At 32.1% G+C, this 22,044-nt stretch carries 29 protein-coding genes and 3 pseudogenes; 11 read left to right on the forward strand and 21 right to left on the reverse strand.

Annotated features, from left to right (window positions below; all coding sequences use genetic code 11):
* Positions 1–85: 85 nt before the first annotated feature.
* A pseudogene (locus JFU20_RS00875) lies at positions 86–275 on the forward strand (IS3 family transposase); the annotation flags it as partial.
* A 68-nt stretch (positions 276–343) separates the two neighbouring features.
* Positions 344–574 (forward strand): transposase, encoded by a 231-nt coding sequence (locus tag JFU20_RS00880; RefSeq protein WP_201038188.1) that lies wholly within the window; start codon positions 344–346, stop codon positions 572–574.
* A 252-nt stretch (positions 575–826) separates the two neighbouring features.
* On the opposite strand, the gene JFU20_RS00885 is transcribed toward JFU20_RS00880, so the two are convergent.
* A complete protein-coding gene (locus JFU20_RS00885) occupies positions 827–1,657 on the reverse strand; it encodes an ABC transporter permease (protein WP_002169659.1) in 831 nt (276 codons plus the stop codon).
* Positions 1,650–2,855 (reverse strand): quaternary amine ABC transporter ATP-binding protein, encoded by a 1,206-nt coding sequence (locus tag JFU20_RS00890; RefSeq protein ID WP_078205178.1) that lies wholly within the window; start codon positions 2,853–2,855, stop codon positions 1,650–1,652. The genes JFU20_RS00885 and JFU20_RS00890 overlap by 8 nt, the downstream gene beginning before the upstream one ends.
* 246 nt (positions 2,856–3,101) lie before the next feature.
* Here JFU20_RS00890 and JFU20_RS00895 point away from each other — a divergent pair, with 246 nt between their 5' ends.
* Positions 3,102–3,959: a glycine betaine ABC transporter substrate-binding protein gene (locus JFU20_RS00895; RefSeq protein ID WP_078205179.1), complete on the forward strand. Its 858-nt coding sequence runs from the start codon at positions 3,102–3,104 to the stop codon at positions 3,957–3,959.
* Positions 3,960–4,212: 253 nt separating this feature from the next.
* On the opposite strand, the gene JFU20_RS00900 is transcribed toward JFU20_RS00895, so the two are convergent.
* A complete protein-coding gene (locus JFU20_RS00900; RefSeq protein ID WP_002144233.1) occupies positions 4,213–4,722 on the reverse strand; it encodes a ClbS/DfsB family four-helix bundle protein in 510 nt (169 codons plus the stop codon).
* 80 nt (positions 4,723–4,802) lie between these two features.
* Between JFU20_RS00900 and JFU20_RS00905 the strand changes: the two genes are divergently transcribed.
* Complete coding sequence (locus JFU20_RS00905) at positions 4,803–5,057, forward strand: helix-turn-helix transcriptional regulator (protein ID WP_078205180.1); 255 nt, start codon at positions 4,803–4,805, stop codon at positions 5,055–5,057.
* A 527-nt stretch (positions 5,058–5,584) separates the two neighbouring features.
* On the opposite strand, the gene JFU20_RS00910 is transcribed toward JFU20_RS00905, so the two are convergent.
* The 6 genes and pseudogenes from JFU20_RS00910 to JFU20_RS00935 form a co-directional block, all read right to left on the reverse strand.
* Positions 5,585–5,749: a hypothetical protein gene (locus JFU20_RS00910; RefSeq protein ID WP_002187337.1), complete on the reverse strand. Its 165-nt coding sequence runs from the start codon at positions 5,747–5,749 to the stop codon at positions 5,585–5,587.
* 184 nt (positions 5,750–5,933) lie between these two features.
* The gene (locus tag JFU20_RS00915) at positions 5,934–6,077 is read right to left on the reverse strand and encodes a hypothetical protein (protein WP_002144241.1); all 144 of its coding nucleotides are present in this window, start codon (positions 6,075–6,077) and stop codon (positions 5,934–5,936) included.
* 2,120 nt (positions 6,078–8,197) lie between these two features.
* Positions 8,198–8,383 (reverse strand): hypothetical protein, encoded by a 186-nt coding sequence (locus JFU20_RS29955; protein ID WP_242488123.1) that lies wholly within the window; start codon positions 8,381–8,383, stop codon positions 8,198–8,200.
* A gap of 330 nt (positions 8,384–8,713) precedes the next feature.
* Positions 8,714–9,007 carry a hypothetical protein gene (locus tag JFU20_RS30500; RefSeq protein ID WP_078205184.1) on the reverse strand — a complete coding sequence of 98 codons (294 nt, stop codon included), beginning with the start codon at positions 9,005–9,007 and terminating at the stop codon, positions 8,714–8,716.
* A 166-nt stretch (positions 9,008–9,173) separates the two neighbouring features.
* Positions 9,174–10,140 (reverse strand): annotated as a pseudogene (locus JFU20_RS00930) (tyrosine-type recombinase/integrase).
* 8 nt (positions 10,141–10,148) lie between these two features.
* Positions 10,149–10,757 carry a recombinase family protein gene (locus JFU20_RS00935; RefSeq protein ID WP_201038189.1) on the reverse strand — a complete coding sequence of 203 codons (609 nt, stop codon included), beginning with the start codon at positions 10,755–10,757 and terminating at the stop codon, positions 10,149–10,151.
* Positions 10,758–11,207: 450 nt separating this feature from the next.
* On the opposite strand from JFU20_RS00935, the gene JFU20_RS00940 reads away from it, so the two are divergent.
* From JFU20_RS00940 to JFU20_RS00955, 4 genes are all read left to right on the forward strand, one after another.
* Positions 11,208–11,660 (forward strand): CBO0543 family protein, encoded by a 453-nt coding sequence (locus tag JFU20_RS00940; protein WP_078205186.1) that lies wholly within the window; start codon positions 11,208–11,210, stop codon positions 11,658–11,660.
* A gap of 138 nt (positions 11,661–11,798) precedes the next feature.
* Positions 11,799–12,098 (forward strand): hypothetical protein, encoded by a 300-nt coding sequence (locus tag JFU20_RS00945; RefSeq protein ID WP_078205187.1) that lies wholly within the window; start codon positions 11,799–11,801, stop codon positions 12,096–12,098.
* Positions 12,099–12,227: 129 nt separating this feature from the next.
* Complete coding sequence (locus JFU20_RS00950) at positions 12,228–12,560, forward strand: hypothetical protein (protein WP_016097133.1); 333 nt, start codon at positions 12,228–12,230, stop codon at positions 12,558–12,560.
* 506 nt (positions 12,561–13,066) lie between these two features.
* The gene (locus JFU20_RS00955) at positions 13,067–13,237 is read left to right on the forward strand and encodes a hypothetical protein (protein WP_176126989.1); all 171 of its coding nucleotides are present in this window, start codon (positions 13,067–13,069) and stop codon (positions 13,235–13,237) included.
* A 235-nt stretch (positions 13,238–13,472) separates the two neighbouring features.
* Here JFU20_RS00955 and JFU20_RS00960 read toward each other — a convergent pair whose 3' ends face one another.
* On the reverse strand, positions 13,473–13,736 hold the full coding sequence (locus JFU20_RS00960; protein WP_201038190.1) for a hypothetical protein: 264 nt from the start codon (positions 13,734–13,736) through the stop codon (positions 13,473–13,475).
* 164 nt (positions 13,737–13,900) lie between these two features.
* The gene (locus JFU20_RS00965) at positions 13,901–14,350 is read right to left on the reverse strand and encodes a helix-turn-helix domain-containing protein (RefSeq protein ID WP_078205189.1); all 450 of its coding nucleotides are present in this window, start codon (positions 14,348–14,350) and stop codon (positions 13,901–13,903) included.
* A 195-nt stretch (positions 14,351–14,545) separates the two neighbouring features.
* Here JFU20_RS00965 and JFU20_RS00970 point away from each other — a divergent pair, with 195 nt between their 5' ends.
* From JFU20_RS00970 to hfq, 3 genes are all read left to right on the forward strand, one after another.
* Positions 14,546–15,640, forward strand: coding sequence for a response regulator aspartate phosphatase (locus JFU20_RS00970; protein WP_201038191.1), 1,095 nt, complete (start codon positions 14,546–14,548; stop codon positions 15,638–15,640).
* Complete coding sequence (locus JFU20_RS00975; RefSeq protein ID WP_170972660.1) at positions 15,637–15,777, forward strand: hypothetical protein; 141 nt, start codon at positions 15,637–15,639, stop codon at positions 15,775–15,777. Before JFU20_RS00970 ends, JFU20_RS00975 begins: the two co-directional genes overlap by 4 nt.
* Before the next feature lie 141 nt (positions 15,778–15,918).
* Positions 15,919–16,104: an RNA chaperone Hfq gene (gene hfq / locus JFU20_RS00980; protein ID WP_078205191.1), complete on the forward strand. Its 186-nt coding sequence runs from the start codon at positions 15,919–15,921 to the stop codon at positions 16,102–16,104.
* A gap of 463 nt (positions 16,105–16,567) precedes the next feature.
* On the opposite strand, the gene JFU20_RS00985 is transcribed toward hfq, so the two are convergent.
* The 10 genes and pseudogenes from JFU20_RS00985 to JFU20_RS01030 all read right to left on the reverse strand — a co-directional run bounded on the left by JFU20_RS00985 (position 16,568) and on the right by JFU20_RS01030 (position 22,012).
* A complete protein-coding gene (locus JFU20_RS00985; protein WP_201038192.1) occupies positions 16,568–16,981 on the reverse strand; it encodes a hypothetical protein in 414 nt (137 codons plus the stop codon).
* Between the two features lie 549 nt (positions 16,982–17,530).
* The gene (locus tag JFU20_RS00990) at positions 17,531–17,824 is read right to left on the reverse strand and encodes an ArsR/SmtB family transcription factor (RefSeq protein ID WP_151304208.1); all 294 of its coding nucleotides are present in this window, start codon (positions 17,822–17,824) and stop codon (positions 17,531–17,533) included.
* 93 nt (positions 17,825–17,917) lie between these two features.
* The gene (locus JFU20_RS00995; protein WP_078205194.1) at positions 17,918–18,328 is read right to left on the reverse strand and encodes a disulfide oxidoreductase; all 411 of its coding nucleotides are present in this window, start codon (positions 18,326–18,328) and stop codon (positions 17,918–17,920) included.
* A gap of 33 nt (positions 18,329–18,361) precedes the next feature.
* The gene (locus JFU20_RS01000) at positions 18,362–18,655 is read right to left on the reverse strand and encodes a hypothetical protein (protein ID WP_002139809.1); all 294 of its coding nucleotides are present in this window, start codon (positions 18,653–18,655) and stop codon (positions 18,362–18,364) included.
* A gap of 75 nt (positions 18,656–18,730) precedes the next feature.
* Positions 18,731–18,931, reverse strand: coding sequence for a hypothetical protein (locus tag JFU20_RS01005; RefSeq protein ID WP_078205195.1), 201 nt, complete (start codon positions 18,929–18,931; stop codon positions 18,731–18,733).
* 65 nt (positions 18,932–18,996) lie between these two features.
* Positions 18,997–19,638 (reverse strand): thermonuclease family protein, encoded by a 642-nt coding sequence (locus tag JFU20_RS01010; RefSeq protein ID WP_201038193.1) that lies wholly within the window; start codon positions 19,636–19,638, stop codon positions 18,997–18,999.
* A 34-nt stretch (positions 19,639–19,672) separates the two neighbouring features.
* Positions 19,673–19,882 (reverse strand): hypothetical protein, encoded by a 210-nt coding sequence (locus tag JFU20_RS01015; RefSeq protein WP_078205197.1) that lies wholly within the window; start codon positions 19,880–19,882, stop codon positions 19,673–19,675.
* A 175-nt stretch (positions 19,883–20,057) separates the two neighbouring features.
* Positions 20,058–20,525, reverse strand: a pseudogene (locus JFU20_RS01020) (topoisomerase C-terminal repeat-containing protein); the annotation flags it as partial.
* 692 nt (positions 20,526–21,217) lie between these two features.
* The gene (locus JFU20_RS01025) at positions 21,218–21,610 is read right to left on the reverse strand and encodes a DUF1878 family protein (protein ID WP_201038194.1); all 393 of its coding nucleotides are present in this window, start codon (positions 21,608–21,610) and stop codon (positions 21,218–21,220) included.
* Between the two features lie 123 nt (positions 21,611–21,733).
* Positions 21,734–22,012, reverse strand: coding sequence for a hypothetical protein (locus JFU20_RS01030; RefSeq protein WP_113709166.1), 279 nt, complete (start codon positions 22,010–22,012; stop codon positions 21,734–21,736).
* Positions 22,013–22,044 lie beyond the last annotated feature (32 nt).

Here is a 22,044-nt window from a genome sequence, read left to right on the forward strand (position 1 = left end):
GAAATTACTCTTCGTCTATCTCGTATTCATTAAGATATTAATAATTGGATGTATCTGTTCATGAATATGGTAATCTGATTAAGATTCTCACTACACAAGTCCTACCCACCAGAAATTAGTAAAAAAGAGGAAACTGTTGGGATAAAGCACCACAAGAATCGTTTTTGGGCTATCTGAAAGATAAAGCATATATAAAACCTTACGAGTGTTTTACTGAGTTGAAACAAGAGATAAAGAGATATATGACATACCTTAATCATTATAGATATCACTAGAATTAAAAAGGATTGGAGATGCTATAATAAATTGCACACTAAGTTAAAAGAAAAAGGTGATTCAGTTTATGAGTAGAAAAGTCTATAATCGTCAATTTAAATTGGCTGTAGTCCAATTACTATTGGAAGAGAATATATTTGTGAAAGAGGTTTCAAAAGAATTATCTATCCATTCGAATGCTCTTTATCATTGGATAAGTGAATATGGAGAAAGTGAGTTACCATTGGGAATTTGTTTTACCCACATTTTCAATAGAGTAGCAATTGGCATTCTTAGTTCTTTAGCAATTGCATCATAGCTCCGTCCATCATTTTTATACAAATGTACAGCTTTCAATTTAAATGTCTCTGCATATTTTTGAAATGTTGTTCTTTTTTTGGCATTAAAATATCCCTTCAAGTATAGTGTAACATTCCACATTAAGAATGTAGTCTTTTTACACTGTCTACTTAAAAGGGATAATACCAACTAATATTACCTTACTTACACCAGCTTTAAGCAATAAATTTCTAGCGGTTTCAAATGATAACTTTTAGTATGTACATTATAATTATTTTTTATGAAAACCTTGTGTAATTCGATCTAAAATAATTGCAATTACTACAATAGCAAGGCCTGCTTCAAAGCCCATACCTATATTAACTTGTGTAACCGACCGATAAACGTCTACGCCAAGACCTGGTGCACCGACAAGAGATGCAGTGACAACCATTGATAGAGAAAGCATAATACTCTGATTTACACCAGCCATGATTGTTCCAGTTGCAAGTGGAAGCTGTACTTTGAATAGTTTCTGTGACGATGTTGAACCAAAGGCATTAGCTGCTTCAATTAAATCTTCTGGTACTTGCCTAATCCCTAACTCAGTAAAGCGAATAGTAGGTGGCATTGCAAAAATAACAGATGCAATAATACCTGGTACTACTCCAACACCAAAGAATGTAATTGCCGGAATAAGATAAACAAATGCAGGCATTGTTTGCATAAAATCAAGAGTTGGTTTTAAAAATTTGGAAAACCTTTCGTTCTGAGATGCCAAAATCCCAATTGGTATACCTATAATGATAGAGATAATAACAGACGTCAAGACAAGCGCTAGTGTTTGCATGGTCTGTTCCCAATAGTTAACGTTAAGGATAAACAGAAATCCAATTAAAGAAAATACTATCAGTGAAGTTTTACGGGAGGTGTACCAAACTAATAGGCATGTGATTGTAATAAAAATAATGGCTGGGATAAATATTAATAGATTTGTTAATAAATCAACAAATCCTCCGATAATAAAAGAAAATCCTTTGAAAAACCCTTCAAAATGCTGATACAAACTTGTAACAAGTGTATCAACCCATTCTCCTAAAGGAATCCGTGGAATACTATTCATTATCATTCACCTCTTCCTCTATATTTCCTGCTAAAGCTTGAATAATACTTTCACGCTTTATTATCCCTCGTAATCTATGTTTATCATCTAGAACAGGAAGAGGTAACTTTGCCTTAACCATTTTTATATACATTTCTTCTAATAGAGTATCTAAATAAACAGGAGGAATGTCTGTTACTAATAAATCCGCTATCGGAACCTGTCTTTTAACAGCTTTACTAGCATTATCAGCAGTTAAGACACCTAAAAACTCATGTTTCTTATTCACTACATATACGCTAGAAACACTAGCATTTTTCATGATTTGGAGTGCAACACGTGGACCGCGATCAATTAATAAGGTTTCCGGTCTTTTCATAATGGATTCAGAGGTTAAAACTTTTCCTAAATTTACATCAGCAACAAATTGCTCTACAAATTCATTTGCAGGGCTCACCATAATTTCTTCTGGTGTTCCAATTTGAACAATTTCTCCGTCTTTCATTAAAGCAATACGATCACCAATTCGGAGTGCTTCATCTAGATCGTGTGTAATAAAAATAATCGTTTTTTTCATTTTATCTTGCAGTTCTAATAATTCATTTTGCATTTCTTTTCGAATAATCGGATCTAACGCACTAAATGATTCATCCATCAGTAGGACATCTGGATTATTTGTCAGTGCTCTTGCGATACCAACACGCTGCTGCATACCACCACTAAGTTGTTCCGGATAACTATCTTTATTGTTTTCTAAACCTACTAATTTTAGAGATTCTAACGCTTTTGTTTCTCGTTCTTCTTTTGATACTTTTTGTATTTCTAAACCATATGCAACATTTTGTAAAACCGTTCGATGAGGGAATAAGGCGAATTTTTGAAATACCATACTCATTTTGTTTCTTCTTACTTTTCGAAGAGATTCTTTTCCCATTGTTGCGATATCTTCACCATCAATATATATATGGCCAGAAGTCGGTTTGATTAACTGATTTAACATACGAACAAGTGTAGATTTCCCACTACCGGATAATCCCATAATGACAAATATTTCACCAGCATAAACATCGAATTTTGCCTGGTTCACGCCAATATTCATACCAGTTTCTTTTAATATAGCAGCTTTGCTTTTTCCCTCTTCTAGTAAAGCGATTCCTTTAGAAGGATTCTTTCCAAATACTTTTGTAACGTTTTCAACACGTAATTTCGTTTCTTTCATTCTTTCACTCCTTTTCTTTGACTCTATACAAATACTGTAACTATTTCTAAACCAAATAGTACATTACAATAGTTCATCAAAGACTTTTTTTATTTTTTTGTTAAGCTATTAATAGTTAGTTTATATTATTCATAGTTATAATTATAAAATATTTATTTATAATTATAAAGTATTTAGCTTTACCGAAATAATTTTCTGCGTTAGTTAAAGAAGAAATATCTAATCATAGAGACTAGGAGGAGCTTGATGAAGAAAAAAATATGGCTTCTGTGCATACTATTATTAATTAGCATAATTACTACTTCTTGTAGTGGCGTGAACAGTAATGCAAAGGGAAAAATTAAAATTGGTGTAACGAGTTGGAAAGAAAACATAGCTACCGCAAATATGTGGAAAGTATTACTTGAGGAAAAAGGTTATAAAGTTGAATTGTTATATTTAGAAAAGGCAGCCGTTTGGACCGGGGTAGCACGAGGAGATGTGGACGCCAACTTAGAGGTCTGGCTACCAATTACTGATAAGCCATTATATGAAAAATATAAGGATGATGTTGTAATAAAGTCAGCGTGGTATAAAGGTACTGGTCTTGGTTTAGTTGTTCCTTCATACATGACAGATATCAATAGTATTGAGGATCTGAATGCGAATAAGGATAAATTTAACAATAAAATCATTGGTATTGAACCTGGTAGCAGTTTAATGGGCTTAACAGATAAAGCGATACACAAATATGGGATAGAGCTAAATCTTGTTCAATCTTCAGAAGCCGCTATGATGAGTGAATTAAAAAAAGCATATAGTCAAAAGAAACCCATTGCAGTAACATTATGGAATCCACATTGGGCTTTTTCAGAGTTTGATCTTAAATATTTAAAAGATCCTAAAAAGGTGTATGGAGAAAAAGATGATATTTATTACTCTGTTCGTAAAGGATTTGAAAAAGATTATCCAGAGCTTATAAAGTATTTTGATAACTGGAACATGACCGATGAGCAACTCGGAACGTTGATGACCATGATTAATGAATCGAATGACCCTGAACAGGCCGCTGAAAAATGGATAAAAAAGAATAAAAAATTAGTAGATACATGGATGAAAAAGTAATCATTTATGGGGTACGTCAACCATTCCTTCTTTTTGGAGCCACTCGTAAATACAAAGAAAGAGAAGTGATGTTTTCATATAATCATTTCTCTTTCTTTGTATTAGCTTGATAGCGATGAGGTTCCTTCAACAAAGCGCGAATTTCGTACACTAAGAAAATTCAAATAAATAAAGTCCATTTCTTTTAGTGTATAAGAAATGGACTTTATTGTCTTTTGTCTAACTTTCTGGATACTTACTTTTCTTAAATTACTTATAAAACTATTTTTTTCCATTTGCGAATTTTAGTTCTGAAATTCATAAATGGAGCAACTGTATTGATATGCACCCATTTCCAAACAGGCCACATTGCTTTTGTTGTGGCCCATTTTCTTTGTTCTGATTGGAATAATTCTTTTTCAGAAAGATCATTTATCCAATCGACTAACTTTCGAACTAACTTTGTCAATTCTTCCTCCTGCTGTTTTAAGGTTAAAACACCGTACTGCTCATAAAAAGATTGATAAAGTTTACCTAAGTTATTCCATTTGTAGTCTGGAGTGGGCGTTTGTACGTCAAGTCCACATTGTTCGTCTTTTTCCCACGATAACAACAAGTTGATCCACCCCAATTGATAAGAAAGTATTTCAGAAGGAGATTTATCCACTTCAGAGATATGTTTATCTCTCAACTCTTCAGGAATCACCTTAAATTCTTCAATAAATTTCTTATAGGCTTTATCGATTGATTCAATTAATTCTTCAGCATTAGAGTACTGTTTCATAATACTTTCACACCTTTATTTTTGATACCTTCAGTATATGATAGAATAGTATCAAAACATGATACCATTAGGAGCTTTTTATGAAAAAAGACGAGCGACTCATTCAAGAAATGATCTATATCAATTCAAAAAAGAATTTTAACCTTAACGACTTGATTGGAGAATTCGATATTTCTAGAAGTACCGCCTTACGAGACATTTCTTCCTTAGAAGAACTAGGTGTTCCTCTTTATTCTGAAAAGGGAAGTCATGGTGGATATCACATGTTAGAAAATCAACTTCTACCACCAATTTATTTTAGTAATATGGACTTTTGCGCCGTGTTTTGTAAGTAGGCGTTTTCCGCAATGATCACGTTGATACAAGGTTTGATTTGTTAAAACTTTCATTTCCACATTCCTCCTTATTTACTACGAAAAGTCGATGTGATATAATGAAGGCATCTTAATCTTTCGACTTTTCGAGAAACGCCCTGTCTCCCAACTGGGCGTTTTTTCATTTTTAATATCCAAACCGTCTTAGGGGTAAGTCGTTTTTTTATTTTGTTTTGATAATTTCTAACTATTCTGTTAAAATATAATTACCGTTGTGTTACAACCGGCCTGTGCTTCTGTACAGGCTTTTTATTATGCTAGTTTTTAGCTAGGGGATACATTATTCTCACTCTTTTCTGATGCTTCGCGCATCGGAATATCCAGGAACCCATTTGCTAGGTGGGAGACACCGTTAGATTACTGAATATTCAGACGAGAGAAGACTTATCTATATTTGTGAATTTGTGGTATTGTAAGTTTGTAAGGTCGCCAATTCGACCTTACCCTTATAAAATGAGCCGTTGAGTTTCACACTCATGGCTCATTTTTTATTTAGCTTTAGACTCTTTTTTTAGTTCTAAAAGCGTATGGAACGTATTTCTTTTAATCGTTTCTAACAGTTGAAATGCTTCATGTGGCGTATAATCTTCTTCCTCAACTAATCTCGCAAGACCAGTAATTATTAGCTGTTGACCAAAACTCTCTAGATTCAATTCCCATTCCCCTCTCTATTTAGCTAGAGTGATATACTCTTCTAAGGGCTTTTCAATTGGACACATTTACCACTTTTTATTTTTGAAAATTATGATAATATAACTTTACCGAGTCCCTTCATTCTCGGTACAACTCATATTAGAGAGCCCCGAATCCCTCAACATCCCTTTGCTCGGGGCTCTTCTATTTAATTAACTCCGCTAAAACGATGTATCCATGATGATTTACAATAGCTTCTGCGCTGTTATGTACTCCTCTAGCCTTTAAATCTCGTATCATTTTGATGATGTTTTCTCGTTCTTCTTTATCTCGCTGCTGTTTATCCATTGCCTTACCACCTTATTTATCTATTAGGGGTCACCATACATGCCCATCAACCTAACAGAACAAGTTGCCCCCAAAATGAAATTTCTATGTTTGATTAAGCCCTTTTTGTTTTAAAGATTGTATACTACTTTATAGTGATGACAATAGTAGCTCTAAAAAAATAGTGTTCTCAAGATATTTATCTTAAGAACACTATTTTCTAATTCAGCTTTATTTAAAATACTAACGGTGATTACTATTTGATACGCATATTCATCCTCCTTTAGTCCAAAATGAAGGTTTCATAAAAATTCATCGCAATGTATTTAAATATTATAATTTATTTATATTGCATATAAATAATGTGTTAGTATTAATTATGAAGATATTTACCAACTAACTTTTATGCCCTAGTCGTGCGCCGCACTAGGGCATATTCTCATTTTTTAAATACATAAAAAATTTTAAATCAATATATCGCGTTATTAATTAAAGTGATATATTATATTTAGAGAAGAGTAAGGTAAGAGTTACTCTTTGCCATTTTAGGAAAGGGCCTGCTATTTATAGCAGGTCCTTTTTTGTCAAACTACAGCTAAACTAGTTGCGATAGGTAAGACTTTGAAGTTATCTCCATCTTTTCCCCCGCTTAGCACTGTACGTGCGACTTTCATCGCATACAGCGCCCCATCTTATCCTTTTATAGGGTGCTTGCCACATCGCTATCAAGCTAATAAAAAGAAATGCCCCCTAGAAGGGGTCACTTATGTATTTTAACGGATTCATTTTACTTTATGTTTTTAGGGATTAATTGAGCAGGTCCTTTTGAAAAAAAAAAGACGCCATAAGGCGTCCCCCACAATTGGGTAGATAAGGTTTAGTTTTCCAATCTAAAGAAATTATGTATCACACTTTGAAAGTATATCATAATATCCAATCGACTTAATATGCATTATTACATACCCTTTTCCAAGCTTCTAAATTGCATAAAGAAAAGACACCCTAAGGTGCCTTCCTCCGACTTGATAACCACTTTAATTTTAATAATATGCATTTGGATTTTCATCCGAATAATATTTTACCACATTAATTTATATTGTCCATTGAGAAATATGATTCAAATCTATATTTTGTTAATTAGTCATTTTCGGGAAGTTTTTCTAGATAATCATTGATTTCTAGTCTTAGTTCTGTGCATTCATGTTCTAAAGTTTTACTATTTTCTATATCTTGTATGTTTATAACCCTACCTTTTATTATCTTTGTATTACATTTTAAGGATAACTTTGTATGGGGATTACCTAAACGATTATAGCTATTTTTAAACATGTCATATTTTTCTTGAAGTTCTGTAGGTTCGTTTAAAAACGTCCCGTGTATTTCAGAATGTAAAGTTAACAGACCTTTTTTGATAAAATCTAATTTGATATTTATATTTTTAAGAGTTATATCTGCTTTTTGATTTGTAGCAAGTGAGGTAGATAATTCATTAAGTTCTATTTGTTTTTCTAATAATTCATCGATTTTTTCTTGAGCTATGGTAGTAATGGATTGAGATCGCTCAATAATTGTAGCGGCTTGATTTATTTTCTTTTGCGCTTGTCTATTTAGATATGTTACGTATGTAAAGGCTCCGGTTACGACTAGACCAGCAAGCCCAGCTACAATTCCAATAGGTGCTCACATATTAGGGGTAACCATATCAAAAAAAGAAAATTGTACGTTTAGACACAGTTTGGACAGATTTTTACTGGTTTTTAACCTTTTGTGTAATACATTAAATCTATGTTTTCATCCTAAATTTTTGCATCAAAACCGATTTTATTAATTAAGGAGATTATTAAGGGTGCTCTCTCGTTTCTTTATATTCATCAATAATATATTCTGAATAGGTAGTAGATTGCCTTTCATATCCAATTGCGGTTAAATTTATAACATTAATCCATTGGAAATAATGCGTCAACTCATGCGCAATAGTAACCAGATAAAATCCTAATGCGTTATCTTTTCCATTTTTCTCTAACGTATCATAATAATCCCCTGTTGAAATGCGAATATACGGTTCATCATTTCGATCAAATGGCTCGAAGAATATTCCATAAACTAACTCTCCTTACATTGTTTTAATTTTATATACAGATTCAATGTATATATAGGCACTCTAATTGGGAAAAATATTCTTGTCGCAACCATTTACAAAATTCTTTAATTGCTCTTCTTATTTCAGGATCAACATCTTTATCAAATTTCAACTGTAATCCAGTACGGTGACTCTTCTCTTCAAGATTATAATGTTTCTGCCAATTCGTCAGTGTCCAAATATGCATATTATCACCCTAGCTACTTAATGTTTTTATGCTCCCGACTTGATGAATGTTTTTTGGTTTGGAAGGTTTACTAGATTAATTTATGTCTAAATTGCGCCTAAACTTACAATTTTCTTTTTTTGATATAGTGACCCCATATACGTCTTCCATACCACACCCCTTTTAACTTCACAACTAAATTATACCATATTGTGGAATTCAAGTGAGGATGTCTACATCAGTTAATATAACCCCACCTAGCAGAAGTGCAATTATTTGTAGAAATATAGATTTTGCTAAACGTTAACTTTTTATCAAGCCACTTAATAATAAAATATGAAGTTATCAAAGCTATTCCATTAAACCGACTATACCAAGAGAAATTATAGTAGTTATCATTGCGATAACTGCTATAAGAAATTTAAATCTGAATTTAATCTTAATACCTAGCTTATCTGGAATAAAATATATTCCCAAACCCATACTAATACGTCCTATTAATATATACAATTGATATAAAAATTCGTTATTTATTTTTGCCTTAATATACACTTTACTGTAATCAAACAATAGGAAATATATTAAAATTATAATTAAGTAGAGAAAGAATAATTTCACATAGTTTCTCAGTTTAGTTTTTCTCAAAATACCCCATACTCCTTTTAGATGTTCAATCAACTTATAAAAATTAAATACCAATCTGATGTGAAGTTCACATAATCACCGTTAACGGTAGTAAAAAAAGCTTAATTCTTATCTTTTTCATTGTAAATCTGTAGATATATATAAATTACATATTAAGAGATTGTTTCTAATCTGTATTCGCTGTAGTTTTCTTATAGTAATTGTAATATCTTTTTAAGGATAAGTGAGATTTAAATCCAATCTGCTGCATGATTTGTTCAGGGGTGTTTTTCTGTTTGATTTCCCTTAAAACAAAGAAGTTCCGAAAGTGTTGGGCAGAAATTCCCTTTCGAAGATTAGCACGTTTCACTTCTAAACGGATCATTTTTTGTACCGAGATTTCAGTTAGAAACTTTGGTGCATTATCGTCATAGCTCCAATGGTATGTCCCACGAGTAAAGTCAAAAGCAATAAATAATGGATCGCTGCTGTGGTATTTTGGGCGAACAGGTTCAGGAATAGTTTTATAGTAATTATATAAATGTAATTTGTCCTCTTCTTTCAAATGGATTGTACGATTTATTTTTGAGTCTTCAGCAATAGATAACGTATTACTTTCGAAATGAACGTGGTACATTCGTAAAGACACAAGCTCTTTTAAAGATAATCCATAGTCCAGAAGCAACTTAACGATAGAAATGTTCCGTTCTAAGATCATTGGGCGTGTTGATCGTTGTTTTTCAGTCAGTCCTTCTAATGAAGGAGATAACTTCTTTTAGACGATTCTCTTCTTGGAAAGAAACAAAATCCTGACTGCGTAATGCCCGATCAGGTGGATTTATATGAATAATTCCTTCAATTGGACTTGGTAAATCTAAGTATTCGTACAATCTATTTAAGACAATATATATGCCGTGTATAGTTTTATCAGAGTATGGACGAACTTCTTTTAAATAATTAAAAAAAGCTTCGAAATCTTTTTTATGGAGTGATTCAAAAAGATTATTTTCAGTAAACCTTTTTGATTGGTGCAGCCATTGAATAAAACTTTCAACATCGTATATATAGCGCTTGATTGTAGAGGGTTTTCTTCCTTTGTTAAATAAATAAGCTGAAAATCCTTGTATTGTATTTTGGAGTTCTCTTGTAAAGATATTGATTTTTATACCTCCCTATTTTCATATCTTTTGACCACTCTGTAAAATGTAGGACTAGTCATATTGCATCTTTTCATGGCGTATAGCGCTGTGACCTTCCCTTCTTTCCATTGATTATAAGAATCAATGAATTCTTGGGTTATCTCGGTTGTGGGTCTCCCTAAATTCTTTCCCTTTTTCTTTGCAGCTTCAATGCCTTCACGTTGGCGAGTTTTTATTTTTGTCCGTTCTTCTTCAGCAAGCCACGATAAGATTTGAAGTACCAAATCAGTAATAAGAGTTCCTAAACTATCTTTATATTGAGTTGTATCTAAAAGTGGCATATCTAATACGACAATATGAGCTTGTATATTTTGGGTAATATCTTTCCATTCCTGAAGGATAGCTTCTTTATTTCTTCCGAAACGATCTAAGGAGTGAATATATAAAATATCATCTTTTCTTAACATGCGTTTTACAAGTTGGTATTGTTCACGGTTAAAGTCTCTTCCGCTCTGCTTATCGACAAAAATATCTCGTTCGTCAGTGATGAGTTGTTTCATTGCTTCAATCTGGCGATCTTCATTTTGATCTTTGCTACTGACTCTTATATATCCGAATTTTCTTGTATTCAAAAAATAGACATCCCTTCAAAATTGTTTCTATTGAAATTATAAAAAAAATACTTCAAAAGGTCTCATTAATTATTTAGTACTTCAAAAATATGTTTTTAAACCTTTTGAAACACTTTACAGACGTATCAAGGATTCTTTTTATCTTTAGATATATAAAAATAAAAAAACCCATAAGTATAACCTTTTGGAACTGTGAAACATCTAAGGGTTTTCTGAAGGGATTCTTTTAGATTCCTAAATATATTGGATACCGATAATGATTGGTTATGTAAATTAGATTTGTATATGGGATATATTTTTGAAAACAAAATTAGAATTAAGCAGTCTTATAATTTAATCATACCTCAGTGGATTGTAATTATCATATTGCGTTGGTTCGGAAAACTTTTTTAGTTTAAATTATAAGGAGTAAGGTGAAGATGGTTATAAGGAAAGGAAGGTAGAGTCAAAATGCTATTTAATATTCTAATTGCATTTATGTTACCTTGGGCTGTTGGAATTTTTCATCTTTACAAAAAAGAGAGAAGGATTATACCTCTGATTGGTTCATTTTTTTGTGTTGTTGCTTTTGTTGTAAATGAATTCGGCTTTTATTGTGGTTTTTGGAGAATTGCTCCTTTCCTTAATCAAAAAACTTTGTCTGGCTTATCTTTCAATATAGGAGTTTATCCGATTTTGGCAAGTTACTTGATATTCTTTATAAAGAAAACCAAAAGACCTTACTTGATGGTCTTTTTCATATCGCTATTTACTACTCTTCTTGAAATGACATTAGTTTTAAGCGGGAAAGTCGTATATGGTAACGGCTGGAATATTGTTTGGACATTTTTCTCCTATATCATCCCTTATATGTGGGTGTACTGGTATTACCTCTATTTAAGAAAGTTACAAGTCATTAGCTAAATCCTGAAGGCAACATAATAGAATTCGAATGTTTTTGATTGTCGATAACGGCTATTATGTAAAATTTATCAATACCTAATTACCTCTAAAAAATATATATTTTAGTAAATGATGCTTAATGAAAAAGGGGGTATGGAAATGAAGATAAAAAGGAAACAATTAATAACAATTACATATCCAGGTCAGTTATTTAGCACTGCAATTTTACCCGAAGGCACAAGGTTTTTGAAATGGGAACTAGCTGGTGGTGGGGATTTAGATCATATTCTTTTTGATGTAATGGAAGATAAATTTCGGGACATGGATGACCTTATTTTTAGCGATATTTTACACGAAAATCGAACTGAAGTAGTACAAAAAAAAGAAATGTACATTGATAATGTTAGGAATGCTACATCATTAGTTGGAATAAAAATATATGCTTTAATTTATGAATAAAGAATTTGAATTAATAAAGAAGTCTCAATATTTCTCAATACCCATTTTTTTCTACAAATTGTATATTTTAGTTAGGTTGCTGTAGTAACCTGACTAAAATATATCTTTATTATGAAAAGGGGAATGGATATGGAAACAAAAGCGACAGTAGAGATTGCAAGAGTAAGATCGAGTAAAGGACCACAACCAGGACAGAAAAATCGTTCCAGTGGCAACTTTAGTACTGAAAATCTTCCTGCAGGAACAAAATATTTAAAATGGGAGATTGAAGGTGGGGGAGATCCGGATTTTATTAGTTTTAATGTAATGGAAGATAAGTCCGCTGCAACAGATCCTACTCATTTCTCTGGTGTATTAAGTGGCAATCGAACAAGTGTCGTATCTAAAAGATCTCTTTATATTGCCAACCCTAAAAATGCTACGTCTGAATTTACTGTAATCGTATCTGCTATGGTTCAATAAGTAATATACAAAAAAAAGGACTAAGAAATATTTCTTAGTCCCTTTTTTGTATATTACTTTGGTGAACCTTTCTGTTTAGCTTGTTTAGAAAGTTCGATACTTGGGGGTATTTCCTTTTCTTAGCTTGATAGCGGTGTGTCTGTACCCCTAATTGTACTTTTGTGATTTCTAACATTAAATTACCTCCGATTAAGTAGTTAATTTAACTCACATTTAGATTCTATTTAATTTATGTCAATAAGAAAAAAGTTGAGAAATATTTAAAATCTAAATATTATGACTTTTTTTAACATATCTTTAACCGTGTATACAAATATACAGTATTAATGTACAGTAAATATGAAGTTCATAAGAACTATCAAAAAACCGTATCAGGAGGAATGAAATAATAAAAAAAACTATCATGTCTGTACTCGCAGCTATTAGGCGAAGGCACTCTAGCAAGCGCCCAAGAAACTTCAAATCAATCTCAACCAGCATTAGATAAAACATACAACGTACAAACTATGGCAGTAAACACTCTTCAAACTTTCAATGGACCGGTGGACAAGTATATCGCTAGTGGATCTCAACCTTATGAAGCAATAGGAAAATTCTATTTAGAGAGTAATAAGAAAGTTACGATACATGGATGGCAAGAGTCTACAGCTAATGGTGGTTCTCCAGATATTGCATAACATTTAGTAGATACAGCAACTAATAAAACTGTAAAAACTATAAGATTAAGTTCAGAATATAAGCAGCATGGCACTTGGTATAATGTTCAATTTGACATGTCTGGGGTAACAATACCTAAATACTATAAAATTCTAGCAGAAAATAAATCTTCTAATGGGGTTAGAGTTGGATTTGATTTATACGTGGATGTTTATAAATAAGAAAGAAGACACTCGTTTGAGTGTCTTCTTTCTATTATTTTTGTGTGATTACCGAGCCACCATCAACTTCAACCCAGCCATGTTTGATTCTAGCTTCTTTCTCCATCTTTTCAAGTACTTCAGGAGTTAGTGATTGTTGAACTTTATGGTTTGCATCAGCTTGACCTTGAGCCTCGATACGAGCTTTTTCAGCATTACCTTCAGCTTCGATCTTCTTATTTTCCGCTTTTAACTTCTCATTCTCAGCTTGAATTTTCAATTTCTCAGTTTCTTGAGAAGCAGGGGGTATGTGTAGCAATGGAACCAAAACTTACATTAAGTATTAGCGGACATCATCAGTGAAATATGATTTCACGCTGCTTTTGTTTTAGGTGCGATCATGTCTTATTGGTTTGCAGTAATTGCCCATTAGAACTCCTGATGTGATTCTTCATTGATAGCCACTCCCTTATCTTATTTTTCTTATCGATTATTTGAACCGAAGACACAGCGCATCCCAAATCTAGTCACAGCAAATGTTGTACCAATTTTACGAATTGAACCTTTTGGAAAATCATTTATTCTTTTGCGTAATGTAGATGCTTCAATTTCCCATTCTTCTATTGCATCCTTACTACTTAGAATTTCGTTATCCAATAGATTAAGGTCTCCCCATTCAACGTCTTCACAATTAAAACCATCCAGCTCTAACTGTTGTAAAAGGTCTCTTTCATCCCCTTTTACAGCAACCAAATTATGATCATCTCCCTGGTGTACTTCTTCTAATGTGCATACATCTAGAAATTCATGTCCAGTTACCTCAATCGTACTATTCTCAGATACATAATAATAGATACCTTCTTTCACCTTGAATATAGCCTTATTCCATACTCCATCTTCACTAGTACCCTCAAAAATTCGTTCTGCTTTCATTTCTAAGCACTCTCCTTTCACGCAAACGTGAATTGGTATAGATGAAAGTATTAATATAAAGAAAATCGCTATAAGTTAACTATTTTTTCTGAATTTTGTTGAAAAATAGTTTAAAATCACTCAAATAATGCTTCTAGTTTGCTATGATGGTAATAAATAGCATTAAGTTACTTCTATAGGATGGGGGAATATATAATGATTGTTTCAGTAAAGGGGAATGAGCAAGTTACCAAAATGTTAAATGACTGGTATATAGAGATTCGTGCCAGACACATAGGAGAGGCGCATAAATTAAAACTTGAGATTGACCAAAAAATACATAGCATTGAGGAAGACCAAAATCTACTTTTATACTATTCTCTACTAGATTTTCGTCATCAATATATGATTGATAGTTTAAGTATCGGGAAAGAAAGCTTTGATAAAGTGGATTCATTGGAAGTACCTGCAGATCAGTTTTTACAATACTACTACTATTTCTTTAAAGCTATTCATTCGAATATTACAGGTAATTTCACAAGTGCAAGGGAACATTATAACAAGGCCGAAGTACTATTAAACCATATTCCGGATGAAATTGAACACGCTGAATTTTATTTCAAACTGTCAACTTTTCATTACCATATCTATAAGCCTCTTGCAGCAATCAAAGAATCTACCAAAGCAAAGGAGATCTTCAAAAAGCATGCAGGATATGAGACTACTATTGGATTATGTGATAATTTAATTGGATTGGCTTGTACGAATTTAAAACAATTTGAGGAAGCTGAAGAACACTTTATTACAGCTATTAATACATTTAAAAAATCTGGCGAAGAAAAATACATTACGTTTGTACGTCACAACTTAGGTTTAATGTATTCTAGCCAAAATTTATCGGAATTAGCAATACGCTATCTATCTGAAGTTACACAAGAACTCCCTAAAGATTATAAAGCGATCTTTATCAAAGCTAGGGAGCATATGAAAATTGGCGAATACGAAGAAACTTCTAACCTTATAGATAGAGGATTGGAAATTTGTAGAGAACTTAAAAATGAAGAGTATGAACATCACTTTTTAATTTTAGAAAAATTAAATCAACAAGTCACTGCTGACGAATTAGAAAAGACAATTAAAGCAGGAATTTCTTATTTTAATAGAGAAGAGCTACATGAATATCTGCAAGAATACGCTAAAAAATTAGCAGTTTTATTCCATCAAGAAAATAACCGCTCAAAAGCAAGTGATTATTTTTATCTTAGCCATCAAGCAGAAGAACAAAACTTTGAAAAGGAGGCTTTAAAATGAAAAAAATAATATTTAGCTTAATTGGATTAACAGCTGTATTCACGTTTATGTTTAACGCTAGCAATGTAACTGATACACAGAAAGCTCTTAGCGAGGATAAAATCGTACAATATGCTCACGGCCATACTGGCGGATGATAAATAAACGAAGGTCTTCACTTCATTGTGAGGGCTTTTATATTTTATAAGAATCTCCATAAAAATGTTATAATTACACCATTACATTCCTAAAAAGAACTTTAAAAAATTAGAATATTTATAGAGATGAGGAGGCTATTAATGTATTCACAAGAAAATTTTTATAAAAAATTAATTGAAGAAAAAAGAGTAGTAAATATTTTTCTAATCAACGGAGTTAGAATACCTGGAATCATTATTGCAGTGGATAAATTTTCAGTGCTGATCTCCAGCAATGGAAAACAACAATTCCTTTATAAGCAGGCGATTTCAACAGTTGCTGTATAAACTATCATGAACCCCAGTATTTCATTATTAATATACTACATTTTAGAACTTTATTTAAATTATATTAATATATGAAGCAATAAAAAAAGAATCCTTAGTATAAGGATTCACTCCAAGAAGATATGTAGAGAGAAATACATAAGTAAAAAGAATTATCTATATTAGAATATAAAAATGAACAAAATATATTGAGAAACATAAAATAAGATTGAATTTTCTTACTATTGTACGTAAAATAGATATGAGACAAGTAACGACAGCTCTCTAACCCTTCTAAAAGAATCCTTTATGACATGGGGATTCTTTTACTTTAGACAAATTATTCTTATTTTAACATTTGCAGATGTTCTATAAATACTGTAAGAAGATTTGCTGCTAAATATGCATTTTTTCATTGTATCCTGTATAATCTGAGCTTATTAATACTAAAGAATCAGGTATAGATTTATAGCCATGAATTCTTCTATTTGTACATATAATATTCTTTATATCGTTCGAAATTCGTTTTTTTTGTTTGTGTTGATGTTATGGGTGATTTTAATGATTTAGATGCTGCTACCTGCTTTGGTATTTGTAATGCGCCCCGTTTCTTAAGTTCTCTATACAAACTACTCACATTGCACCTCAGTATTTTTGCAATAGTTGGATATTCCTCTCCTTTATTAAATAATTGTACTGCTTTTTTACATTTCGTGTCCCATTTTTCTTCTGTCGTTTGAAATTTTTGAGTTCGTTTTTTAACTATATTTTTTTCTAATTTAATACTCTCTCTTTCTATTTTACATTGCTTGGCAGAATACTGTTCTGCGTCTGCCATACGACCAAAATGCTCCTCTTGTAAACGTATCATTTGTACTTTTTTCGCAATTTCTCTCAAGTTACAGTCACCTCATTTTGTTTGATAAATTCTACCAGTACTTGATCACACTCTTGTTTGTATCCCCAGTCACCGTTTATAAGCAGGCTATAAATGCTCACATTACCCCTTTGATAGCTTTTAATCTAATATTTACGGAAAATTATAATCAGTTCTATTTTTACATAATTGTAAACTATAGTAAATTGATAATGTTGACACAGAATATTCTAAACTTTAATCTTCATTATACACATCAATAAACTCGATATTTCCTTTGCTTGAAAAGTCGAAAGTATCGTTTTTGCATAGCAAAACACGGTACCCCCTATTCATAGTCGTACACAACAAAATACTTTATCTATTGTATCTAGGGCACAATAAAAAAGAATGCAGACATGTTCTGCACTCTTTTTTATTAACTCTCTTATATCAATTTTTCACCACAGTCAGCTCCTCCATTATTAGAAGGACTACACTCTAAGCTTGTGAATTTATCATTCTGCAGTACATCAGCTGTTGCAGCTATATTTAACAATACTCTTTCTATCACTCTATTTTGAGTTAGAATTACAGACCTAATACTCCGACAATCTGGCATGCTTTAGCATTCGCAACATGGTAGTACATCTCCAATCCTTTTCTTTCTGCACGAAGAATTTTCCCGCGCATTTTAGATAGATGCTGAGATACGGTAGATTGAGGTATATTTAATAGCTCCGTTAACTGTGTTACATTGCAAATCTTACGATGTTCTAACTCTTTTACAATTTGTAGCCTAACTGGGTGAGCCATGATCTTAAGTAATTCTACATCTGCCTCTGGAATTTTGTTCATTTCTTTATTTAGTTGCATTGTTGTCATTTTTGTTATCTCCTTAATATTTTTTATTTTATTTTGAATAAATTTGTTTGTATCTAAATTTGTAGAGTTCATACTTATCGTTCTGTTTGACTACTACTTACTATCTGGTTTTATATATAAAAATACTATAATAGCTAAAAATCCAACAAATGATAGCATAGGTATCGAGATGAAACCGAATAAATTTAAGTAATCTTCTGTACAAGAAACTCCTACTGAACAAATCTTCATCTCACTAACAGGAAAAGCCTGAATCGTTATTTGATAAACGGCTATTAATAAGCCAATACATGCAAATGGAAATGCATATGTACTTACGTATGGATCTTTTCTATACATGCCTATACCCAATATTAATACTAATGGATACATGGCCATTCTTTGGTACCAGCACAAATCACATGGCGGCAGCTTCATCCATTCACTGAAAAACAAACTAATTAACATTGCACTAGTAGCTATCGTCCAAGCAATTGCAATATGATACTTTCGAATTAACGCCATTCTTCATTCACCTCATTTAATGTTCTGCTCTACTTAGCGTCCGTATGTGATTAGCTTATTTCCATGCTTTGAGAATCCTGTCTCAATGGAAAGTATCCAATCGTTGATATCTTCCCAGTCATATCCTTTTTCTTTTAGTTCTATCGGGAACTTATTCTCGAAATCATCCCGCATTTCGTACATACTTTCCAATGCTTTTTCCATTTGACCAAATTTATAAAAAATGTGCGTGTTTACACGTTTGTTTCTCTTTTCTGATACAGCCAAATATACGTATCGTTTTTCTTTCGCTAAAACGAATTTCAAGAATCCCGCTACCTGACTCATCTATTCCATCTCCTTCACGGTTTTCCTTACCACTCTCTTTTTAATGTGAGTAAGGAAAACTTTCTCTCTTACAGTTTAATTCAATGAATATCTCATTTTTTTGCTTTGAACATACAAAAAAACACTCATCATCACAATGTTTATTACACCAGCTGCAGCTCCAATTTTTGAAATAACATAGATGTATTCGTTATTACTGAAAGGCATCATGCTCGAAAATATAAAGACAATCGAAATAACAAACGATAAGATCATGTTTCTTTTATTCTCTTTCACACTTAAAAACCTCCTTATTTTAATCTCAAAGCATTAGTATTCTTACTATGCTTGAGTGATATGCGTTAAGCGGCATCATTTCGGTTATAATGATGTTTCTTTTCATCCACAAAGCCTTTGATACTCCACACTCCACTTTTAGTTGATTTTGCTTTCTTTTCTGCATCTAACATTTGTGGAAGCAGTGTAGTGTTCGGTTTAGTAATATAAGCTACAATCCCGTATCCTAATTTGACCATTAATTCATTTACATGTATTCCCTCGCAAAATATGTACGCTAATTTTCTGCCATACTTGTCTTCTTTTTGTCCATGATCATATACCAGGGTTACATCTTTTCCTTTTATTTGTTTCTTTAGAAAAGAAGATGCTTCTTTACCCATCTTTTGTGGCGGAATCTTTCGAGAAACAGATTCAGGGGTGTCTAATAATAGTAACCTTACCGTCTGCTTCTTCCCGTTTACTTTTACATCTACTGTATCTCCGTCTTTTACATGTATTACTTTTCCTTTACCCGTTTCTAATCCTTTTAATTTGTCCCTGTATGCTTCCGGAATATCAACATTACTCTTTCCTTCTACATTCTGCTGGATTGCTTCCTGGGCCGTTTGGGCAGGTTTTGAATCATTTGTTTGTGTTGAACTGCTACATGCTGTAATTTGAAAGACTAATGATGTTATACAAGCAATCTTAATCCATGGTTTCATACCGTAGTATCCTTTCCTATTAGTATCACTCTACTTAATATACAAATGGACTATATGCTGGATTAACTTCTTTATAATCACAACACAAGCAAAAACGAACCCACTTTGGATGTTCGTTAAACGTAGCCCTGAATGATTGCTTTTTACATTTGGGACATACTGATATTTCATTCCCCTTATTACGCTTATGACTCTCCACATTCTCAAAAGATACATCTGTAGATGGTATTTCACTCGTAAGCAATATATCTTCCCCCTCTCCCTTTTTTAGGGATTTATAGACAACGAAAAAAGGACACACCTATGGCATATGTATGCGTAGGTGTGTCCTTTTGCAGGTAGATTTAGAAGTATTTTGTTACTTTCATCATATCATAATTCTTATTAATTTTATATATGAAATTTAGGATTTTATAATATTATTTCTTCTCATATACAAAGGTTATTCTCTTCTGTGCAGAGTCATATGTTAATTTTGCACCAAACGATTTCCCCGTTTTTTTCGATATAAATCCTTGGATTGTATCTGTCATATTCTTTTCTAATAATTTCTTAATCTGGCTTGCTGTAATTCTTTTTTCAAGTATCATACCTGAAACGATGAAATCACAACCCTTTTTGTATTGTTCGCATAGATAGTTTGTTTTCCCTATAATAACTCTCCCCTGGCATAATGGACATTTACCTACCGTACGATCCTCTGCAGTTGGAAATTCAAAACAAATACTAAAGTCTGGCTTTAATCGAATGGCAGCTGTGAATTCTCCTTTTTCCCCACTAAAACCATTAATGAAGTCTGTTACATTACTATTTAATAGCTTCTTAATCTGACTATCCGATAATTTCTTACCTTTAATTTTAGCTGGAAACATAAAATTACATCCGTTTATTAATGGGAGAGTGACGATGCTTACATACTTGTGTAGATGGCTTAGAAGTATAGGATAACTATGTTGTATGCTCATACCTAGGTGTAGTCGTCCCACATGATTGATGTAAAAGTAAATGAACGATAGTAAGTATTGATTGTTGATGCTGATTAACAATGTTGGTTGCTGTATTGGATAATGCCTCTATTACTACGAAAGTAAACTAATAGATAATAATTTACATTCGAATATTTACATTACTGATTTTTAATGAAATAATTAAAATACTTTAGGAGGTTGATACACTTGATGAAATTTTTCTTTATTTTATCAGCTCTCTCAGTAATAATATTACCTTTGCTAAATAAAACATCATTAGCAATTTTATTTGCAAGTTTATTTTTTGTACTTGCTATATTTTTTAGTAAACCTCGATTTATTCAAAAATAAGTTAAACTCCCAAGATTAATATGAAACTTGGGAGTTTAACTTATTTTTCACTTTTTTCATGAAAGTAAACTTTTAAATATTAGTTTACATTCATTTCCTCTTAAACATTGACTTCATCCCAATTCCCCTGATACCCTCTAAATTAACAAGGAAAGTATACATTCAAAACACTGTAAATAAAAAAGTTTGAACATCCATAAACAAAAAAGAAAAAGCTAGATCCATGCTAACTTTTTTTACATAATACCTGTTAGTAAAATTTATAATTGTTCTAAAAGATAATCACAAACATTTACAAAAATATGTTGTTTTTTCAGACTTAGTAACAGATATTCTAATTTAAACTCCTGGTAAAAAATCTTAGTAATATATCGTTTAAACTCATTTAAATCAGGCTCTTCTGAGCTATATAATACATCTAAAGGAAGATTAAACTGAGAAAATAAATGATCACTTTGAGCAAAAATCGACACTTTTCCATCAGTTAATCGATCATTAAACGTAAATAAGACTTTTAACAAGGCGTTTACTTGTTCTTCCTCAAATTCATGATCTATAACAAACATGAAAAAAGGATATTCATCTGATTGAATCATACGTTTCATAAGTTCAAATTGATATTTTAATAAGGTAACTTCTTTAACTAAATCCATATTCTTTCCCTCCACATTTCCCTATATTAACCATCCTATCACATCTATGTTTATCTCAAAATATGAAGATTCATAATGTACAACATATACATGTTCAGTTAACATAACCCCACTTATCGGTAGTTAATCTTTTATATTAATGTTAGCTAGCTGTTGCTTTAAATCCCAATACTTTGGCCTCTTTTTTGGATCAAACCATATAGCTCCTTCTTGAAGCCAATTCTCACGATATGCTTCAATAGTCCACCCGAGTTCTTCATCATCATATCCTGGTTGAAAAGCGCAACAGGCACATATTAAACTTACGTTTGGGATTCCTTCTCTAATATAGAATGGTCCTGGTAAACAATTATAGCCACAAACTAAACAGACATATCTTCTTATAAACTTTCTAAACAACATACCAACTCCTTTATCATTGAGGTATGTTTACA

This window comes from Bacillus sp. TH30 (assembly GCF_016650875.1).
GTDB classification, from domain to species: domain Bacteria; phylum Bacillota; class Bacilli; order Bacillales; family Bacillaceae_G; genus Bacillus_A; species Bacillus_A mycoides.

Coding starts and splice junctions, on each gene's coding strand:
- JFU20_RS00975 (WP_170972660.1), top strand. CDS start 15,637: ATGAAAAAAATAATATTTAGCTTAATTGGATTAACAGCTGTATTCACG.
- hfq (WP_078205191.1), top strand. CDS start 15,919: ATGTATTCACAAGAAAATTTTTATAAAAAATTAATTGAAGAAAAAAGA.
- JFU20_RS00945 (WP_078205187.1), top strand. CDS start 11,799: ATGAAGATAAAAAGGAAACAATTAATAACAATTACATATCCAGGTCAG.
- JFU20_RS01010 (WP_201038193.1), bottom strand. CDS start 19,638: ATGAAACCATGGATTAAGATTGCTTGTATAACATCATTAGTCTTTCAA.
- JFU20_RS00900 (WP_002144233.1), bottom strand. CDS start 4,722: ATGAAACAGTACTCTAATGCTGAAGAATTAATTGAATCAATCGATAAA.
- JFU20_RS00895 (WP_078205179.1), top strand. CDS start 3,102: ATGAAGAAAAAAATATGGCTTCTGTGCATACTATTATTAATTAGCATA.
- JFU20_RS00990 (WP_151304208.1), bottom strand. CDS start 17,824: ATGACAACAATGCAACTAAATAAAGAAATGAACAAAATTCCAGAGGCA.
- JFU20_RS01000 (WP_002139809.1), bottom strand. CDS start 18,655: ATGAGTCAGGTAGCGGGATTCTTGAAATTCGTTTTAGCGAAAGAAAAA.
- JFU20_RS29955 (WP_242488123.1), bottom strand. CDS start 8,383: ATGCATATTTGGACACTGACGAATTGGCAGAAACATTATAATCTTGAA.
- JFU20_RS00995 (WP_078205194.1), bottom strand. CDS start 18,328: ATGGCGTTAATTCGAAAGTATCATATTGCAATTGCTTGGACGATAGCT.
- JFU20_RS00915 (WP_002144241.1), bottom strand. CDS start 6,077: ATGGATAAACAGCAGCGAGATAAAGAAGAACGAGAAAACATCATCAAA.
- JFU20_RS01030 (WP_113709166.1), bottom strand. CDS start 22,012: ATGTTGTTTAGAAAGTTTATAAGAAGATATGTCTGTTTAGTTTGTGGC.
- JFU20_RS00955 (WP_176126989.1), top strand. CDS start 13,067: ATGGCAGTAAACACTCTTCAAACTTTCAATGGACCGGTGGACAAGTAT.
- JFU20_RS00940 (WP_078205186.1), top strand. CDS start 11,208: ATGCTATTTAATATTCTAATTGCATTTATGTTACCTTGGGCTGTTGGA.
- JFU20_RS00965 (WP_078205189.1), bottom strand. CDS start 14,350: ATGAAAGCAGAACGAATTTTTGAGGGTACTAGTGAAGATGGAGTATGG.
- JFU20_RS00890 (WP_078205178.1), bottom strand. CDS start 2,855: ATGAAAGAAACGAAATTACGTGTTGAAAACGTTACAAAAGTATTTGGA.
- JFU20_RS01025 (WP_201038194.1), bottom strand. CDS start 21,610: ATGGATTTAGTTAAAGAAGTTACCTTATTAAAATATCAATTTGAACTT.
- JFU20_RS00970 (WP_201038191.1), top strand. CDS start 14,546: ATGATTGTTTCAGTAAAGGGGAATGAGCAAGTTACCAAAATGTTAAAT.
- JFU20_RS00905 (WP_078205180.1), top strand. CDS start 4,803: ATGAAAAAAGACGAGCGACTCATTCAAGAAATGATCTATATCAATTCA.
- JFU20_RS00880 (WP_201038188.1), top strand. CDS start 344: ATGAGTAGAAAAGTCTATAATCGTCAATTTAAATTGGCTGTAGTCCAA.
- JFU20_RS00885 (WP_002169659.1), bottom strand. CDS start 1,657: ATGAATAGTATTCCACGGATTCCTTTAGGAGAATGGGTTGATACACTT.
- JFU20_RS00950 (WP_016097133.1), top strand. CDS start 12,228: ATGGAAACAAAAGCGACAGTAGAGATTGCAAGAGTAAGATCGAGTAAA.